We start from the raw sequence: 16,764 nt of genomic DNA on the forward strand, positions 1-16,764 counted from the left end.
CGAACTGGCGGCTTTCGATGTTGCCGAGCGGCGCGTCGGGCACGGAGAGCGATGCTGTCAACCACAAGCGTCTGCGCGGGCGAGGAGAAAGGCCGCTTCGCGCACGTTGCGGGTGAGCTTGGCCGCAGCCTCGAATTCGGCGCGGGCCTCGGCCAGCCGGCCGGCCCGAAACAGAAAATCGCCTCTCGCCGCCGGCAATGGCGCATAATTGCGCAAGGCGGCGGCGTCGGCAATCTCGTCTACCAGCCGCAGGCCCGCTTCGGGCCCGAAGGCCATGCTGTGGGCGACCGCTCGATTGAGATCGACCACCGGCGAGGGCATCACTGCACGCAGCCGGTCGTAGAGCGCTGCGATGCGGGGCCAGTCGGTGTCGGCCGGACTGCACGCCCGCGCGTGACAGGCTGCAAGCGCGGCCTGCAACACATAGGGGCCATCGCCCCCAAGGGCTTCGGCACGGGCCAGCGCGTCAAGGCCTCGGCGGATCAGCAGCTGGTCCCAGCGCGCGCGGTTTTGCTCGGTCAGGGTCAAGAGGGCGCCGTCCGGCCCGATGCGTGCCGGCAGGCGCGATGCCTGGATTTCCATCAGAGCCAGCAGGCCGAACACCTCGGCATCCTCGGCCATCAACCCCGCCAGCATGCGGCCGAGCCGTTGTGCCTCCAGGCACAGGCTCGGCCGGACAAGGTCGTCGCCTGCCGTGGCGGCATAGCCTTCATTGAAGATGAGATAGATGACCTCCAGCACCGAGGACAGACGCGCCGCACGCTCGGCGCCGCGCGGCACCTCGAAGCTGAGCCTGGCCTTTCCGATCGTCCGCTTTGCGCGGACGATGCGCTGGGCGATCGTCACCTCGCTCGACAGGAAAGCACGGGCGATCTCGTCCGTCGTCAGGCCGCCGATGACACGCAGCGTGAGGGCCGCGCGGGCGTCGGCCGAAAGTATGGGGTGGCAGGCTGTGAAGATGAGGCCCAGCAGTTCGTCGCCAAGATCGTTGTTCATGGCCATTTCGTTTCCCTCGGCCGTACCGTCGCACTCGCCGTCCAGCTCCCGCGCGATCTCCTCATGCTTGCGCTCGCGCATCTTGTCGCGACGGATCGCATCGATGGCGCGGTGTTTGGCGACTGTCATCAGCCAAGCGCCAGGATTGGCCGGAACGCCGGTCATGGACCATTCGGATAGGGCTATGACGAGGGCGTCCTGCACCAGTTCCTCTGCAAGATCGACATTGCGCACGAGGCGGGCCAGGCCCGCGATGAGCCGGGCCCGTTCAATGCGAAAAATCGCCTCGATCGCCTGCTGCGTCTCGCCTGCCGTCATGCTGCCTTATCGGCCAAAGCCATAACGAAGGCAAAGCAGGTTGCGGCCGACAGGTTCAGTTGCCGCTGAGCTTCTCGCGCGTCCGGTCATGGATTTCCGTGACCTCCGGCGTCAGATTCCCATTGCCAATCAGCCATCTCGTACAGCGGCCGGATTTCAATCTCGCTCGGTCCCGGCATGGGATTGGGGCAGCGCTTCACCCAGGCGACCGCCTCGTCCATGTCCTTGACTTCCCAGAGCCAAAAGCCGGCGACCAGTTCGCGGGTCTCGGCGAAAGGCCCGTCGATGACCGTCCGGCGGGGGCCATCGAAGGCAACGCGCTTGCCCTGCGAGGAGGGCTTGAGGCCATCGGCGTCGAGCAAGATGCCGGCATTGCGCAGCTCGTCGTTAAACCTGCCCATCGCCTCCATCGCCTCCTTCGCCTCGGGCGTGGGGACAAAGCCCTTTTCGCTGTCCTCGGTAGCCTTCACGAGCACCATCACACGCATCGTCTGTCTCCTTGTTGAGCCGGACTCACCGGCCCGGCATCGAAACGACGAACGGAGTTTAGGAAATCGACATTGTCCTGCAAATTTTTTTCGAGGTTGAGGAGAAGCCGCCGATCGCGGCTCCCCTGGTCAGGAATCGCGATGGCGCGATATCGAGATTGGGCGCAACGCTGGTCGCCGATTGTAAGTAATTGAGTGGCCCGCCTAAACCATTTCGGGACGTTTTGAGGCCTCGCGGATCGCCTTGTGCACGCTGCGCTGCAAATCCATGAAGGCCGGGGTTTCCATGACCTCTTCCCGGCGCGGGCGCTCGATGTCGACATTGAAGGTCTGCATGATGCGTCCTGGGCCGATCCCCATCACGACGATGCGGTCCGACAGGTAGACGGCTTCTTCCACATCATGGGTGACGAAGAGCACGGTGAGCCTGTGCTCCTCCCAGATCTGCGTCAGGAGTTCCTGCATCTGATGCCTGGTCAAGGCATCGAGCGCGCCAAAGGGCTCGTCCATCAGAAGCATTTTGGGTCGATAGGAAAGAGCACGCGCTATGGCCACCCGTTGCTTCATGCCGCCCGAAAGCTCAGACGGATAACGATTGGCGCTGTGAGGGAGCTTGACCAGATCGAGATGCTCGCGTGCTATCCTGCGGCAGGTCGCGCGATCATGACCCGCGGCCTTGAGGGCGAACTCGATGTTCTGCTGCGCCGTCAGCCAGGGAAGCAGGGTGTAGGACTGGAAGACGACGCCGCGGTCGAGGCCCGGCTGCAGGATCGGCGCGCCATCGATGGCAAGATCTCCCGCGTCGAAATCCTGCAGTCCGGCAACGATCGACAGCAGCGTGCTCTTGCCGCAACCCGACGTGCCCACCAGCGAGACGAACTCGTTGTCGGCAAGATCGAGATTGATATCGCGCAGCACTTCCGTGCGCCGCGCGCCCGTGCCGAAGCTCTTGTGGAGACCCTCGATCCGCAATTTGGGCAAACTCATCGGCCCGGCCTCATTGCACGTGGCCCTCCTGCCGGAACAGCACTTTTCCCAGTGCCTTCATGACCTGGTCGGTGATGAGGCCAAGCACGCCCAGCAGCAAGATGTAGCCGATGATGGTGTTTGTCTGGAAATAACGCTGGGACACGGTGATGCGGTAGCCGAGCCCTGATGTCGCCGCGACAAGTTCCGCCAACACCAGCCAGGTCCATGCCCAGCCGAGACTGATGCGCAACGTATCCCAGATGCCTGGCAAGGCGCTGGGAACCACGATGCGCGTCAGGATCCTGCGATCCGGCAGGCCGAGCGTCCTGCCAAGGCCGATGAAATCAGCGGGAACCCGCTTCACATTGTCCATGATCATCAGCACCTGCTGGAAGAAGGTGCCGATGAAGATGATCAGGAACTTCTGGGCATCGCCGGTCCCCGACCACAGGATGGAGAGGGGCACGAAAGCGACCACCGGCATGTAGCGGATGAAATCCACAAGCGGCTCGATCGCCGCTTCCCAAGTCCTGAAGCTGCCGATCAGCACGCCAATCGGAATCGCCAATGCCGAGGCGATGAGGAAGCCAACAGAAATACGGTATATTGAGGTCCTGAGATCCAGCCACAGCGTGCCGTCACCCGAGAGCTTGCCGAGCTGGGTCACCACGCTCCCCGGCGAGGGCAGGAAAATCGGCTTTACCAGCCCCAACCCCGTTGCCGCCCACCAGGCGAGGCCGAGGCCGAAAAAAACCCCCACGCAAATCCCCCGGCCCCGCCCGCGGGCTCGGGGCGCGCCGACCCGGGTGGAGGGGCGACGGCGCATCGGCTGTTTGATCACCTGCCCCGGCGCTGCGTGAGACGGGCTTGGCTTGGTCGCACGCTGCTCGGACATTTGCGTCACCACCGCGAGCCGGCCCTCGTCATTTCGCGGCCTTGACGAATGACGGGTCGATCATCTGCTCCGGCGTCACGTCCGCCTGAAGCAGCCCGGCGTTCTTGGCGGCTGCCTCGACATCGGCGAATGTCTTGGTGGAAAATTCGCCCGTCAGCGCATCCTTGTTTTCGGCGAGAGTATAGTAACGCACGCCATCAAAGGCGGTGTTCAGGTCTTCGACGCTCGAACCAACCGCCTTGGAGATGATCGCCCGGCCGTCGGGCGTGTCGGCATTGTAAGCCTTCAGGGCCGCATCCCAGGTTTTGATCATGGCAAGCACCTGGCCGGGACGCGACTTGATCACCTCATCGCGCACCACCAACACGTCACTGATCAGGCCGGGATCTTCGCCTGCGGTGAAGAGCAGCTTGACGTCCTTGTTCTGTGCCCTGGCCGCGGTGAGATAGGGCTCATAGGTAACCGCGACCGGGACCTGGCCGGCGATCAACGCACTGCCGGCATCCGCCGCCGGCATTGGAACCGGCTGGACATCGGCGATGGACATGCCGTTCTTGGCGAGCGCGTATTTGAGCAGGATGTCGCTCGTCGTGCCTTCCTCGAAAGCCACCTGTTTGCCCTTGAGGTCGGCGACGGAGGCGATGTCCTTGCCGGCGATCATGGCGTCCGCCGTCATGCTGACGTCGAGCAGAAGCACGATCTTCACCGGCAGGCCGGCCGCAACCATGCCCATAGCCGTGTGGGTCGCGATGTTGGCGGCATCGAGCTGGCCGCTCGCCAGGGCGGCGTTGATGTCCTTGTCCTCGGCGAAGTTCACGATCTGCACGTCGGACAGCCCGTTTGCCTTGAACAGACCCTTGGCTTCGGCGACGTGCCACTGGCCGTAGCCAAGCCATGGCTCGATGCCTATCTTGAATGTTCCTGCCTCAGGCGTCGCCGGAATTGTCGTGTCGGCCGCGTAGACCGCCGGGGCAAACCCGACGGCAGCAGCCATAACGAGTGCCCGAAATTGTCCTGCTAGGTTACGCATCATCTTGTTCCCCTTGATGATCAGGCCGCTTTTTTGAACCAAACATCCGGCCTGGTGAGAATGCGGGCTTCTGCTCTTGCGGCACCGTGCCTCGGCATCTTAGCTGTCCGTTCAACGAAAGTGCGACGACACTTCAACGTCAGCAACAGCGGATGTCAAGGCTAAATACATACATGCATATACAAGTTAGCCCCCCTCCTTCCGACTCTGATTCGCTTCACTGCGATCAGGTTTTTTTGGATGGAGAATATCGACTGCCAAGCGAGTAGCGGCTGCCAACGTAAGTCAGCTTGCTGATCGTGGCAACGACGGCGCCCGTCCATGTCCGGCGATGCAGAAACAGGCAGCAGCTGCCGACGTCGATGCCCAGATACCGCGCCGTCTCGGCATCGGCAGGGGTCGCCGAGATGATGTGCTCGACCTCCGTCACGGGGGTTTTCTGCATGAGGTAGTCGTAGGTCGCTGTCTTGGAAAAATCCTGCTTGTCATAGTCGGGTATCAGGCCCGGGTTGACGAAGCGCTCTTCCAGTTGCACAGGCAGGTCGTTCTCGAAGTTGACGACGATGGAATGATAGACCGACACGCGCTTTGCAAACTCAAACGAAAGCGCGAGCTCCTTTGTCGGCGTGATCTTTTCGAGGACGATAACCTCGGAGCGATGCCTGTTTCCCCGCGCGACAATTTCCGCCGCGATGTTGTTGATCTCGATCAGTGCGGATTGCGGTCGAGGCGGCGCGATGAATGTGCCGACGCCCTGGAGCCGGATCAGAAAACCCGCAGAGGTCAACTCCCGCAAGGCACGATGGACCGTCATCCGAGACACGCCGAGTGTCGCCACGAATTCATTTTCGGACGGCAGCTTGCGGTCCTTGCTCCATCGCCCCGTTCCGATATTCGTCAGGATGTAGTCCTTGACCTTCTCGTAAAGAGGGCTGGCGGTGTCGGGCAAAGTGATCATTACAAAAATCCTTTCCGGCAAGGTTCGGAAATCACACGCGCCCGGCAGACCGCATCCGGATGATTGTTTTCAAGCCATCGCCCTGTCCCGCCAACAACCGCTTATAGGCTGCGGGAACATCATCCAGGCCGATCTCCCGGTCGATCAGTTCGACCATGGGCTCGGTCAATTCGCCGAGCATCCGGATGGCGTCGGGAAGCTCATCGGCAAAGGCGTGGCATCCCAGCAATGCGATTTCGCGTTCAACCAGGATGTTGGGATCGATATCGAGGCGGCCGTGGAATATGCCGACCATCGCAACGGTGCCGCCGGCGTCGAGAACGCCGAGCAACTGGCCGAGTGCTGCGATGCTGCCGGTCGCTTCGACGGCAGCGAGCAAGGGGGCATCCGCGGTGGCGGCGGCGATGGCGTTCCGGTTCAAATCGACGATGCTGGCGCCGGTGACCCGCGCCACGCGGGCGCAGCGGCCCTGATTGCGGTCGGCGACGAGCACGGTACCTGCGAATGTCCGGGAAAGCAGCAGTGCGGCAAGCCCGCCAATGGTCCCGCAGCCGACGACAAGAACGGAACCGGCCGTTTTCGGCAGACGCCGCACTGCGTGCAACGCTACAGCCAGCGGCTCGGCCATCGCCGCGACCCGTTCGTCAAGCACGGCATCGACGATGTGCAGGAGGCGTGCGGGCAGGACCGCCTGTTCAGCAAATCCGCCGTCGCATATCTCGCCGACAAAGCCCAGCGACGTGCAAAGATGCCGCTTGCCTGCATGGCATTGCGCGCATTCTCCGCACCAGAAACGGGAATCGGCGACCACTCGGTCGCCAACACCGACGGTATCCACGCCCTCGCCGATGGCAATCACCGTGCCTGTCAGCTCATGGCCGGCCGTGGAAGGCGATCGGCTTATCCATTGGCCCGTGCGGAAGTTGTGGAGATCGGAACCGCAAATGCCTGCGGCATCGACCCTCAGCTTCACCCAGCCTGGCTCGGGAGCGCCTGGCGCGGCGATATCCTCGACGCGCAGGTCGCCGGGTCCATGGAGCCGCGCCGCCCTCATCGTCATCGTTTCCGCTCAGCCGGCGAGATAGCGATCGCGGATCTCCGAAACCGCGTTCTCATGCGAGCTGAATCCTTCGTAGCGGGCGAGCCTGCGGGCATGCAGGGCGAGTTCCGGATAGGCCGCCGAGGTCACATAGCCGACCGACGATCTCTTGACGAAATCCGTCACGGAAAGCGGTCCAAAGGTTCGCGCCCACCGGCTGGTCGGCAGCACCGCATTGGGTCCCAGGACGAAGTTGGCGAGGGTCACCGGCGTATGCGGACCCATGAGGATCTCGGCAGCTTCCGTGATACGTCCGAGATGCGCAAATGGCTCCGCTGACAGAATCTCGAGGTGCTCCGGCGCATAGTCGTTGATGAACCGGTAGCTGTCCTCCAGCGACTCGGTCAGCACGATGCCGCCGCGCTTCCCAGTCAGCACCGCGCGTGAGAACTCCACACGCTGTTCGCTCATCCTGGACCAGTGTTCCGGTATCGCAATCAACGCGGCTTCGGCGACCTTGCGGCTGTGCGTCACTAGGTAGGCCGAGGAATCCGGCCCGTGCTCGGCCTCGATCAACAGGTCAAGAGCGGCCAAGCCGCCGTCGACGCTGTGATCGGCAAAAATGATCGCTTCGGAAGGACCGGCGGGGAGACCTGTGTTGATGATCGGGGACAACACGCTCTTTGCCGCCACCACCCAGGGGCTCCCCGGCCCGACGATCTTGACGGCAGGCTTCACGGTCTCGGTCCCATAGGCGACGGCGGCGACCGCATGGGCGCCGCCGCACTTGTACACGGTCTCCACGCCGGCGATGCGGGCAGCAACCAGCGTCGCGGCGTCGACGGAACCATCCGAAGTCGCAGGCGTCACAATCGCGATCTGGGGAACCCCGGCAATCACCGCCGGAACCGAGGTCATCATCGTCACCGAGGGAAAGGCGCCTTTGCCGCGCGGCACATAAAGCGCAACGGAAGCAATCGGTGTGTATCGGTCACCCGCATAGGCGCCCGGCCGAACTTCCTTGAGCCACATCGTTTCCGGGCGCTGCTCCTCGTGGAAATGCCGGATGTTCTCAATGCCGAACCGGATACTCTCCACGACATCCTTTTCGACCTTGTCGAATGCCGCGTCGAACTCCGCTTCCGAAACTTTCAGTCCACCGTCGGCAACATCGGCTTTGTCGAGTTCGCGTGCAAACCGGAGCAGTGCCGCGTCACCTTCATCCTTGACGGCCTGAATGATTGGACGGACCTTTTCGATGAAGGAAGACAGATCTCCTTCGGCGCGTTTCAGTAAACTGGCCCGCTGATCGACGCTGAGGGATGACAGGCGGTGGAAGCTGACGTCAGACATGGCGGCTCCTTTTGTTAGAACGCAATTACGATTAGCGCTTGTCGATCACTTCTGGGACACGTCTCCGGCCCTGAAGCCTTCAAATCGATGCGAGAAAGCCTCCATCCACGGGAATGGACAGGCCGGTTATGTAGGCTGCCGCATCCGAAGCGAGGAACACCGCGATTCCGTGCAGGTCCGAGAGATCACCAAAACGGCGCTGCGGAATCTTGGCGAGCATCGATTGCTGCCATGCCTCGTTGCTGTAGAACACGTCTGTCATCGCTGTTCTGAAATAGCCAGGCGCAATGGCGTTGACCCGGATTCCGAGATCTGCCCACTCTGCAGCAAGCGCCCGCGTCATGCCGAGGAGGCCTGATTTCGACGAGCCGTACGGCACCGCCGTGGGAACCCCAACCTCGGAGGTCAGCGAGCAGAGATTGATAATGACGCCGGGCCGTCCGGCGTCTCTCATCTGCCGCGCGGCGGCTTGGGCGCAGAAGAAGGCGCCTTTGAGATTCGTATCGACAATCCGGTCCCACAAGGCCTCGTCGACATCGAGTGAAGGCCGGACCTCTTCCACCCCCGCATTGTTGACGAGAATATCGAGACCTCCGAGCAGGCTGCCGGCCTCGGCTGTCGCCGCCCGGCAGCGGTCGACATCGGTGACATCCAGGGCGACGGCGTGCGCGACCCCGCCGGCGGTGCGGATGGCGGCCATCGTCTTCTCGAGCGAGGCCACGCTGCGCGCCGCGACCGCGACGTCGGCGCCGGCCGCGCTGAGCGCCTCGGCGATGCTGCGCCCGATGCCACGGCTTGCGCCGGTTACAAGCGCCTTCCTGCCTGACAGATCGAAGAGAGATGCGTTGCGCATGTCATCCTCCTTGGTAATGTCGCGCTTGGACCGATCGCGTCGAGACTATCCGAATGCAGCTTATCTATACAAGCATGTACATCATGGCTGTAGTGCGCCATGCGGAACTTTGCTTGTCAGAGCGGCAGCGCATTGACCGACATCGGACCGGTCTACGCGGTTCGCCCCAGCCCATCTGGAGTTCATCGGGAGGGGATAGATGAAGCGCGCAGTAGACCACGACGCGATGAGCGTGGTAGGCTATACCACCCCCTGGAGTGCCAAAGCAGGCCAGCGGATCAACCTCAGCCTGTCATGCGATCGGCCGATAAAGGCCACACGAATTTGCCGGCTCGACAAGCCGGCTCCGGAATTTCTCGCCTGGCCCATCGAAACGATAGGTGAAGCACGGCATCGGCATTTCGACCAGGGGTCGTTCCTGTTCGTGCGAGCCGGCGAACTGGCCAAAGTACAAGCCGTCCACGGCATTCGTTTCGAGCTGTTCCTCACGCGCAACGAAGGTGCGCGCACGATCCTGGAAGCAGGCGCCCTCGGGCTGCGCCTCCGCGACGACGGCGCATTTGTCGTGGAAATCGGTGACGAAACCTTTGTCGAGAAGAAGGCGCCAACTGGTGTGTGGCTCACCGTCGAGTTGGATCTGCGGCAGGATCAATCGCGTCTGCGCATCAAATCCCATGACCGTCTCGCGCCTTACGAACTCCATGAAGGTTTTGGCGGCCCGGCGCGGAACCTCCAGGCGCAAGGCATCCATTTCGGCGCAAGCGCCACCAACCACGAACCTACCCTCAACGCGAAATTTGCTGCGATCCGGCTCGACACCCCACAGGGGACTGTTGCCTGGGATTTCCCGACGCTGTTACCAACGCAGGCGATCCTGACGTCGGGCGGAGCAGATCCGTTGCTCCTCGACGTGATCAATCAGCCAGCCTTCTGCGTGACTTCGGCACGCTGGGACGGATCGAGCTTCGAGCCTCGCTTGGTGCCGTCGCACTACGACGCTATCCATTGCCACGACGACGACATCGGCCCGCTTGAGTGGCCGGTCTCGCACCGCGTGACGATCCCCGAAAACGCACACCCAGGCGTCTACGCGTTCCAGGCCGAATGGGAGGGTGGCTACGAACGCGTGGTGTTCTTCGTCACCTCTTCACAGGTTTCGTCGCCGCTGTTGTATCTCGTGCCGACGGCCACCTATCTCGCTTATGCGGACGAATATCTCCCGGATCATCTTTATGAATGGAAAGGCGACGACCGGGGACATCGCTTCGCGATCGCCAACAATCTGAAATCCCTTTACGACTACCATTCCGACCTTAGCGGTGTTTCCATCTGCTCCTACAAAAAGCCGAAAGTGACGCTCAGGGACGATTACGATTATCCGCTCTGCGGCTGCCCACACAATTTGCCGGTCGATCTGCATTTCCTCCGATTCTGCCACGACAATGGAATCGTGTTTGACGTCATGACCGATCACGATTTGCACGAATGCGGCATAGACGGTTTGCGTCGACATCAAGCCGTCGTCACCGGCAGTCATCCCGAATATATGTCGATCGAGATGGAGCAGGCGCTGCGGCAGTTTGTAGCCGAAGGCGGCAGCATCGCCTATCTCGGCGGAAACGGCTTTGCTGCCACTGTGGCTTTCAAGGACGACCTGATGGAGTTGCGGCGCTCGCCGCTGGAGGCCGGCCGCACCTGGGACGGCCCTGTCGCCGAACAGGCGCTGTCGATCACCAACGAACCAGGCGGCTATCTCCGCTGCCGCGGCCGAGGCGAATTCTCGCTGATCGGCGGTGCAATCTCATTGATGGGTTTCGATGGCGCACGCCCCTTCACGCGCACTGAGGAAAGCCATGAAGCAGGATGCGCATGGCTGTTCGAAGGCGTTGAAAATGCGACCTTCGGCACCGACGGCATGGTGCTGGGCGGTGCCGCGGGCTACGAAGTGGATGCGACGTATCCAGCCCTCGGCACTTCCGCTGACACCGTCGTGATCGCGCGGGCGACGGGATTTCCCGACAGCTTCTTCCAGGATCCGACGCGCTGGTATGAGGGCGGGGATAAGCAACGCATCGCCCGCCGCTGCGCCGAAATGACCCTGCGAAAGCTCGCAGCAGGCGGCTTGATCTTTTCCGCAAGCTCGGTTGCCTGGTGCGGCGCGCTGCCAGCCGCAGGCGCCATGAACGATGTCGGCAGGATCACGCTCAATCTGCTTACCCGCCTCGGTGCGACGAAAGGAGAACCAGGCCGAGAAAAATCGATAAGCTGATTGGCGCCGTTACGGAAAGACCCGTATCCGGTCTTGGGAAATCAAATCAGTCGGCGTGCACCGGCTTCGTCTCACATGCCTCTCGCCACCTGGCGGACGGCAGTTGCCTCAGCCGCAACCAGCCGGCGAAATTGCAGCCCGGTGGTGAAAGTTGGGCGGAGGCCTATGTGGCGAGCGGTGACTTGGCGGAGGAAGTCGCGAAGTTGAAAGCCCAAGAGGGCAAGCCGATCATCGCCCACGGCGGAGTGAGCTTCGCCCGCAGTCTCGTCGCCCAAGGACTGGTCGACCAGCTCGCCCTGATGGTGGCCCCGTGGCGCTGGGCAAAGGCCTGCCGCTGTTCTCCGAACTCGCCGCGCCGATGTCTCTCAAGCTGGTGAGCTCGAAAGCCTTTCCGGGGGCCGCGGTGGCGCAGATTTACCGGCCAACGTGAACAGGTCAGAGAATGTGTGCAGCCAACGAACCGACGAAGTAAGGGCGAGGTATAAATGAATGCGATCCCTTCGGATCGTCGTCGATCGATAGGAGCCTGTGCATGGCGAAGCTTGTGTTCGGAATGATGCAGTCGCTCGACGGCTATGTCGCTGGCGCCGAGGGCGGGCCCGGGCTGCCGATGCCGGGCGAGGCGCTCCATCGCCACTTCAACGCCCATGTGCGCGGGATCGCCGGCAGCCTCTACGGCCGGCGCATGTACGAGGTAATGCGCTATTGGGACGAGGGTCAGCCAGGACAGGACCAGGTCGGGCGCGACTTTGCGGCGGCCTGGCGGGCGCAGCCGAAATGGGTCGTCTCTCGCACCCTGAAGTCGGTCGGGCCGAACGCGACGCTGGTGGACGACGATCTCAAAGGGTTCGTTAGGGCGCTTAAAGCCGAACACGAGGGCGAGATCGAAGTCGCCGGACCGGAGCTTGCGGGTAGTCTGACCGAGCTTGGCCTTGTCGATGAGTACCGGCTCTACTTCCGTCCCATCGTGCTTGGTCGCGGCAAGCCATTCTTCGCCGGCCCGCGGCCGCCGCTGCGTCTCGTGGCCAGCGACCGGGTTGGCGAGGACGCGATCAGAGTGACGTACGTTCCCGCCTGATCACAACCCATCCGACACCCTAACGTCCGTCGGACCGAATTTGAGCTCATTCCTACTCGATTGTTCCAAATCTAGTTAGGCCATTGATATAGCTAGGTTTTTTATTCGTTGCCGCGCAAGAAGCCGAACCCATGGGCCGTCAAAACGTTACAGTCTTGATTTGAAATGGAAAAATAGCACGAAAATTTTTTGTGCCGTTTCGGCATCTATCGAAGTCGATCGCCTTTTCCCGACCCACTTTGGGCAACTCAGGTGGGCTTCACAGCGAACCAAGAAAGTACCGTCACTAACTTTCATAGCACAGCGCGCCACAACGCGACCCGCCGCGGCAGCGTCATCCAAGCGCCATCCCTCTCCGTTTGTAGGTGAACTGGATACCGCTGGCAGTGCAAACTGGACACTCCCGGCAGCATAAACTGGACACCTCAAGACCCACCCGCTCCGAGGACGCGACAGCACGGTTCAAGGTGCAATGTCGCGCCCTCCACTTGCTGAACTTCTTCCCGGAGGGGGCCGGGGGAGGTTGAATAACCTGTGGAAGGCCTGTGGGTCTTTTTGGGACCGTTTGCGGACCGGCCTGAGCCTAGGAATCGTTTTGCTCAACTGCCCCTTCGAGACGGCTGACCGGCCAAAGACGCTCCTCAGGGGAGAGGGGCCCCGCGTTCCGTGGCACCGGCCCGCAACCTTCAGAATATGATAGCCCGCGGCAACCGGAGAAGGGAATCTGTGCTCTCAAACCAGCATCGACTGCTGGGCGGAGATACCCGCCGTCGCGCCATGCGATGTTGCCAGGGTGACCGAGGCCATGAGGGGGTTGGCGAGGTCGCCGGCGGCGTAGATGCCGGGAATGCTAGTTTCGCGGCGCTCGTCGACCTTGAGGGCGATGCCGAGGGGCGTATCGACCGTGGCGAGGCCCAGTGATTCATGCAGGCTTGCGGACGGCTTGTTGCGCGGATGGGCGAACAGGATGTCGACCGCGACATTGCGGCCGGTATCGAGATTGACGGTGGCGATATGGCCCCCGTGATGGGCGATCTCGGTGATCCGGCCATCGACGACAGGTATGTTGCGGCGCGCCAGATCGGCCCGGATATCGGGTGCAATGTCGTGACCATCAGCGAAGACCGTCAACGTGTCGGTCCAGTCGTGGTACAGCCTGACATAATTGTGCGACGGCGGGCCGGACCAGACCAGGCCCCAATGCTGGCCGGCGACTTCAAAGCCATCGCAATAGGGGCAGGGTACGATGGACGTGCCCCAGCCCTCGGCAAAGCCCGGGACATCAGGCATCTGGTCGGCAACGCCATAGCTCAGGATCAGTCGCCGCGCCCCAAGGCTTTCGCCATCGCCAGTGAGGACGGAGAAATCGTCGATGGCGCCGGAGACCCTGTCGGCCCGGGCATTGACCAGCCTGATCGTGGGATAGCGCGCCAGCTGCTGCCGCGCTTCGGCCAGGATGTCCAGCGGTGGCTTGTGATCGTGGCCGAGCAGACCATGCGAGTGGCCGGCGAAGCGGTTGCGCGGCAGGCCGGTATCGAGAACGGTGACCTTGCGGCGGGCACGGCCGAGCTGCAGGGCGCCGGCGAGACCGGCAAAGCTGCCGCCGATGATGATGACGTCATCCATAGTGATGGGCTCCGTGTTACGGTTGGAGGGGTGTGGGCTGGGCGTGTCGCGAAATAGCGTCCAGCGATACGCGCTCAAGACGGGCAGCGAGCAGGGCTTCGGCATCGGCGAGAAAGTCGCCCATCACTGTGTTGGCCGGCCGGACGATGCCGCATTCGATATCGCCGGGCGGCCCGGGGAAACTTGATTTGGAGGACAGGTTGAAATCCACCCGCTAGCTTGCACATTTCGGAAACTACATGGTATCGTAATTCAAGAATTAGGATACTGTCAAGGACTGGAATTGTCGTGACCGAAAACAGCCAGGGCCGGCGCGGCCGGCCCGCCAACGAGGCGCTTGGCCAAACGATACTCGACGCCGCTTGCGAACTCTTTGTGGAATTGGGTTTTCAAGCGACGACATTGGACAAGGTCGCCCAGCGGGCGAAGATATCCAAGCTCAGCATCTATCGGCACTTCGAGAACAAGGAGGCGCTGTACAGCGCGGCCATCGCGGCCGGCTGCCATCAGTTGTTTGCACCACAGGCCCTTCTTGAAGGCGTCGACGGTTCGGTCGACGATCAGCTCATGGCGGTGGGATCATCACTGCTTCGCACGCTGTTGAGCTCGGACGTCCGCAGTGTCGAAGCCATGATCATGGCCGACAAGACGAATCAAAAGTCGTTAAGCAAGCTCCATTACGAAGCCGGCCCCGCCCATGTCATCGCCCAAATCGAGGCCCTGTTGCGCCAGCTGCACGCGAAGGCGGTTCTGAACGTGCCCGATCCTCTCCGGTCCGCCCGCTTGTTTGCCGCGCTTTTCAAAGGATCCGATCTCCTGATTATCGCACGCTTCGATCAGGCGAGAGCAGAAGACGACAACGAAATCGAATCCTATTGCCGGTCGGCCGTCGCCATGTTCATCGCCGCGCACGGTGGCAACGACCACGCGGGCGGATAAGCATTTGATTGCTCCGGGCAGCTTGGCCGGGACCGTATCCAGGCGCTTCGTCATATTGGGCCGGCGCGCGGCCGAGCTTGCACAGATCGCGGCACCTCATCTTTCTCCCAACGATAAAAAGACGCTCGCATCTACCGCGGTCCAAGCTCCCGCCTGGATGCGGTCGACGCTTCTCTCCATCGCAGATCCGGCAGCAGTCGGGACAACATTTGATAGGTGATGCGACGGTGCCATCCGACCATATGCTATCGGGTCCGGAACATCGATCGGTACCGCAGCCAAAGCTGAAACTATGTATGTCGATAACTAAGTACCGTCAGCGCAGAAATGTCATGTTACGGGCAATTTTCGTTATATTTCAAAGCGTTGACGCACAGAAAAGTACCGTCAAATCCCAAAAACGAATGACGGTACTTTTTAGAATGCTCTGTCGGATACGAAAAGTACCGTCAAAAGTACCGTCAGGGTGATCTGCTACAAGCTGCGAGCCGCGCCAGGCGCTCCGATAAAACTTAACGATCGACTTGATAGGTTTGTCAATTCCATTGATAAGGTGCCCTGGCTAGCAGTCTGCCCTGCCCGCAAATCATTGTATTTTCTGCGAAATTCTACGCTAGAGCCGCCTATCATCGCCGTTTCCCTCACTCCCACTCGATTGTGCCTGGCGGTTTGCTCGTCACGTCATAGACGACGCGGTTGATGCCGCGCACCTCGTTGATGATGCCGGTGGCGGCTGCGCCCAGGAATGCCATGTCGTGACGGTAGATATCCGCGGTGCTGCCATCTACCGATGGTGATGCGCGTACATACCGATAAGGGCAGCGGTCACGAGCCGCGCTGTCCCCACGGGCATTGCTCTACGTGCGCCCTTCAAGGAAAAGGAGCATTGTGACGGGGCTTAGCTATAGACGCTGTAGCATTGATCTAATGCGATTTATCGCAGCATCGACGCCTTGCCTAGGCAGACTTTCAACCTTGTAAAATGAAAGGAACGTAAGCGAGGCTTGAGGAGCACAGGTATTCAGAATAGCTGTCTTGAGAACACGCCGCATTGGCCGCCTGAGGATCAGCCAATCGACCCACCAAGGTGAGCCCAAAGTTGTTATTGCAACCACCTTCCTTAACTGGTGAAGTCGCGGTTGTATGGCACCAAGATCGGCTGCGTGATCGTATGCAATACCAGGCACCCATACCCTGTCGAACCAGCCCTTCAATATAGCTGGAGGTCCGAACCACCACGTGGGAAAAATCAAGACGATAGTCTCGGCCCAGAGAAGATCCTCAATCTCTTTAGCTACCTCTGTGGTCTCGAATCCGGAATAGTAGCTCGCACGCTCCGCCGGTGTAAGAGCCGGGAAGAAGCCAGATCGATACAGATCAACATGTCGGCACTGGTGCTTCGCATCCACCAGGGTGTCGATAGCTGCGTTCGAAAGCGTTTGGCAAAGGCTTGGATTGAGTGGATGAGCCGTGACAATCAAACATCGCATACTAATATTTTGAATCCTCCCCAATTTGGTTGCGCTGCGCGTCATCATTCGTGCGGCGCGGTGCTCGGGCAAAGCTTCTCATACCAATCATGGGATTTCGAAATAGCTGTACGCGCCACAGTCTTCAAAGAGCAATTGTTTTTCAACGCCGAGAATGGCCCTTCTCGTCGCCTTGAGGGACTAGAGGCCACCATGCAAGGACAATCGCCTACATCTGCCGGGGTATTATCGCTTCCGCCACTCTGCTCTCGGCAGCTCGCTAAGACTCCCCCTCATTCCCACTCGATGGTTCATAGCTATGGTAACTCGCTGATTTGGCTATCGCAAATCCTTTGCGCATGACGAAGAACCCTCTTGCGATCCGTCAGAAATTTGCGCTCTTGATTTCAAACACCAATTTCGACGGTCCACGATTTGCTCGTTTTGGCGACTATCGGTATCAATCGGTCGATTTCTTTCTGAC

General features: G+C 61.1%; 15 protein-coding genes and 2 pseudogenes. 4 read left to right on the forward strand and 13 right to left on the reverse strand.

What is annotated here, in order from left to right:
* Nucleotides 1-57: 57 nt before the first annotated feature.
* The 9 genes from NKH59_RS02915 to NKH59_RS02955 all read right to left on the reverse strand — a co-directional run bounded on the left by NKH59_RS02915 (nt 58) and on the right by NKH59_RS02955 (nt 8,899).
* Nucleotides 58-1,314, reverse strand: a complete 1,257-nt coding sequence (locus NKH59_RS02915; RefSeq protein ID WP_353020799.1) for an RNA polymerase sigma factor — start codon at nt 1,312-1,314, stop codon at nt 58-60.
* An 86-nt stretch (nt 1,315-1,400) separates the two neighbouring features.
* Nucleotides 1,401-1,802: a YciI family protein gene (locus NKH59_RS02920; RefSeq protein ID WP_051406115.1), complete on the reverse strand. Its 402-nt coding sequence runs from the start codon at nt 1,800-1,802 to the stop codon at nt 1,401-1,403.
* A gap of 204 nt (nt 1,803-2,006) precedes the next feature.
* Nucleotides 2,007-2,789 carry an ABC transporter ATP-binding protein gene (locus NKH59_RS02925; RefSeq protein ID WP_352451005.1) on the reverse strand — a complete coding sequence of 261 codons (783 nt, stop codon included), beginning with the start codon at nt 2,787-2,789 and terminating at the stop codon, nt 2,007-2,009.
* 10 nt (nt 2,790-2,799) lie between these two features.
* Entirely contained in the window at nt 2,800-3,597 is a 798-nt protein-coding gene (locus NKH59_RS02930; protein WP_353020915.1) for an ABC transporter permease, read from the reverse strand.
* A gap of 97 nt (nt 3,598-3,694) precedes the next feature.
* Entirely contained in the window at nt 3,695-4,696 is a 1,002-nt protein-coding gene (locus NKH59_RS02935; protein WP_502893732.1) for an ABC transporter substrate-binding protein, read from the reverse strand.
* Between the two features lie 226 nt (nt 4,697-4,922).
* Nucleotides 4,923-5,654: a histidine utilization transcriptional repressor HutC gene (gene hutC, locus NKH59_RS02940; protein ID WP_352502138.1), complete on the reverse strand. Its 732-nt coding sequence runs from the start codon at nt 5,652-5,654 to the stop codon at nt 4,923-4,925.
* Between the two features lie 31 nt (nt 5,655-5,685).
* Nucleotides 5,686-6,708, reverse strand: a complete 1,023-nt coding sequence (locus NKH59_RS02945) for a zinc-dependent alcohol dehydrogenase (RefSeq protein ID WP_352502217.1) — start codon at nt 6,706-6,708, stop codon at nt 5,686-5,688.
* 15 nt (nt 6,709-6,723) lie between these two features.
* Complete coding sequence (hisD, locus tag NKH59_RS02950; protein ID WP_352502137.1) at nt 6,724-8,046, reverse strand: histidinol dehydrogenase; 1,323 nt, start codon at nt 8,044-8,046, stop codon at nt 6,724-6,726.
* 79 nt (nt 8,047-8,125) lie between these two features.
* Nucleotides 8,126-8,899, reverse strand: a complete 774-nt coding sequence (locus NKH59_RS02955) for an SDR family NAD(P)-dependent oxidoreductase (RefSeq protein ID WP_352502136.1) — start codon at nt 8,897-8,899, stop codon at nt 8,126-8,128.
* Nucleotides 8,900-9,098: 199 nt separating this feature from the next.
* Here NKH59_RS02955 and NKH59_RS02960 point away from each other — a divergent pair, with 199 nt between their 5' ends.
* The 3 genes and pseudogenes from NKH59_RS02960 to NKH59_RS02970 all read left to right on the forward strand — a co-directional run bounded on the left by NKH59_RS02960 (nt 9,099) and on the right by NKH59_RS02970 (nt 12,246).
* Nucleotides 9,099-11,168, forward strand: a complete 2,070-nt coding sequence (locus tag NKH59_RS02960) for a N,N-dimethylformamidase beta subunit family domain-containing protein (RefSeq protein ID WP_352768218.1) — start codon at nt 9,099-9,101, stop codon at nt 11,166-11,168.
* Nucleotides 11,169-11,335: 167 nt separating this feature from the next.
* Nucleotides 11,336-11,419 (forward strand): annotated as a pseudogene (locus NKH59_RS02965) (dihydrofolate reductase family protein); the annotation flags it as partial.
* Nucleotides 11,420-11,700: 281 nt separating this feature from the next.
* The gene (locus tag NKH59_RS02970; protein WP_352502134.1) at nt 11,701-12,246 is read left to right on the forward strand and encodes a dihydrofolate reductase family protein; all 546 of its coding nucleotides are present in this window, start codon (nt 11,701-11,703) and stop codon (nt 12,244-12,246) included.
* Nucleotides 12,247-12,978: 732 nt separating this feature from the next.
* On the opposite strand, the gene NKH59_RS02975 is transcribed toward NKH59_RS02970, so the two are convergent.
* Both NKH59_RS02975 and NKH59_RS02980 read right to left on the reverse strand, forming a co-directional pair.
* Nucleotides 12,979-13,872 carry an NAD(P)/FAD-dependent oxidoreductase gene (locus NKH59_RS02975; protein ID WP_352502133.1) on the reverse strand — a complete coding sequence of 298 codons (894 nt, stop codon included), beginning with the start codon at nt 13,870-13,872 and terminating at the stop codon, nt 12,979-12,981.
* A gap of 16 nt (nt 13,873-13,888) precedes the next feature.
* Nucleotides 13,889-14,083 (reverse strand): hypothetical protein, encoded by a 195-nt coding sequence (locus NKH59_RS02980; RefSeq protein ID WP_352502132.1) that lies wholly within the window; start codon nt 14,081-14,083, stop codon nt 13,889-13,891.
* Between the two features lie 77 nt (nt 14,084-14,160).
* On the opposite strand from NKH59_RS02980, the gene NKH59_RS02985 reads away from it, so the two are divergent.
* On the forward strand, nt 14,161-14,811 hold the full coding sequence (locus NKH59_RS02985) for a TetR/AcrR family transcriptional regulator (protein ID WP_352502131.1): 651 nt from the start codon (nt 14,161-14,163) through the stop codon (nt 14,809-14,811).
* A gap of 641 nt (nt 14,812-15,452) precedes the next feature.
* On the opposite strand, the pseudogene NKH59_RS33455 reads toward NKH59_RS02985, so the two are convergent.
* Together NKH59_RS33455 and NKH59_RS02995 are read right to left on the reverse strand one after the other, a co-directional pair.
* Nucleotides 15,453-15,617 (reverse strand): annotated as a pseudogene (locus NKH59_RS33455) (GMP synthase (glutamine-hydrolyzing)); the annotation flags it as partial.
* A 96-nt stretch (nt 15,618-15,713) separates the two neighbouring features.
* Entirely contained in the window at nt 15,714-16,349 is a 636-nt protein-coding gene (locus NKH59_RS02995; protein WP_352617777.1) for an NAD(P)H-dependent oxidoreductase, read from the reverse strand.
* Nucleotides 16,350-16,764: the final 415 nt, after the last annotated feature.

The sequence above is a fragment of the Mesorhizobium sp. M0998 genome (genome assembly GCF_040318885.1).
In the GTDB taxonomy this organism is placed as follows: Bacteria; Pseudomonadota; Alphaproteobacteria; order Rhizobiales; family Rhizobiaceae; genus Mesorhizobium.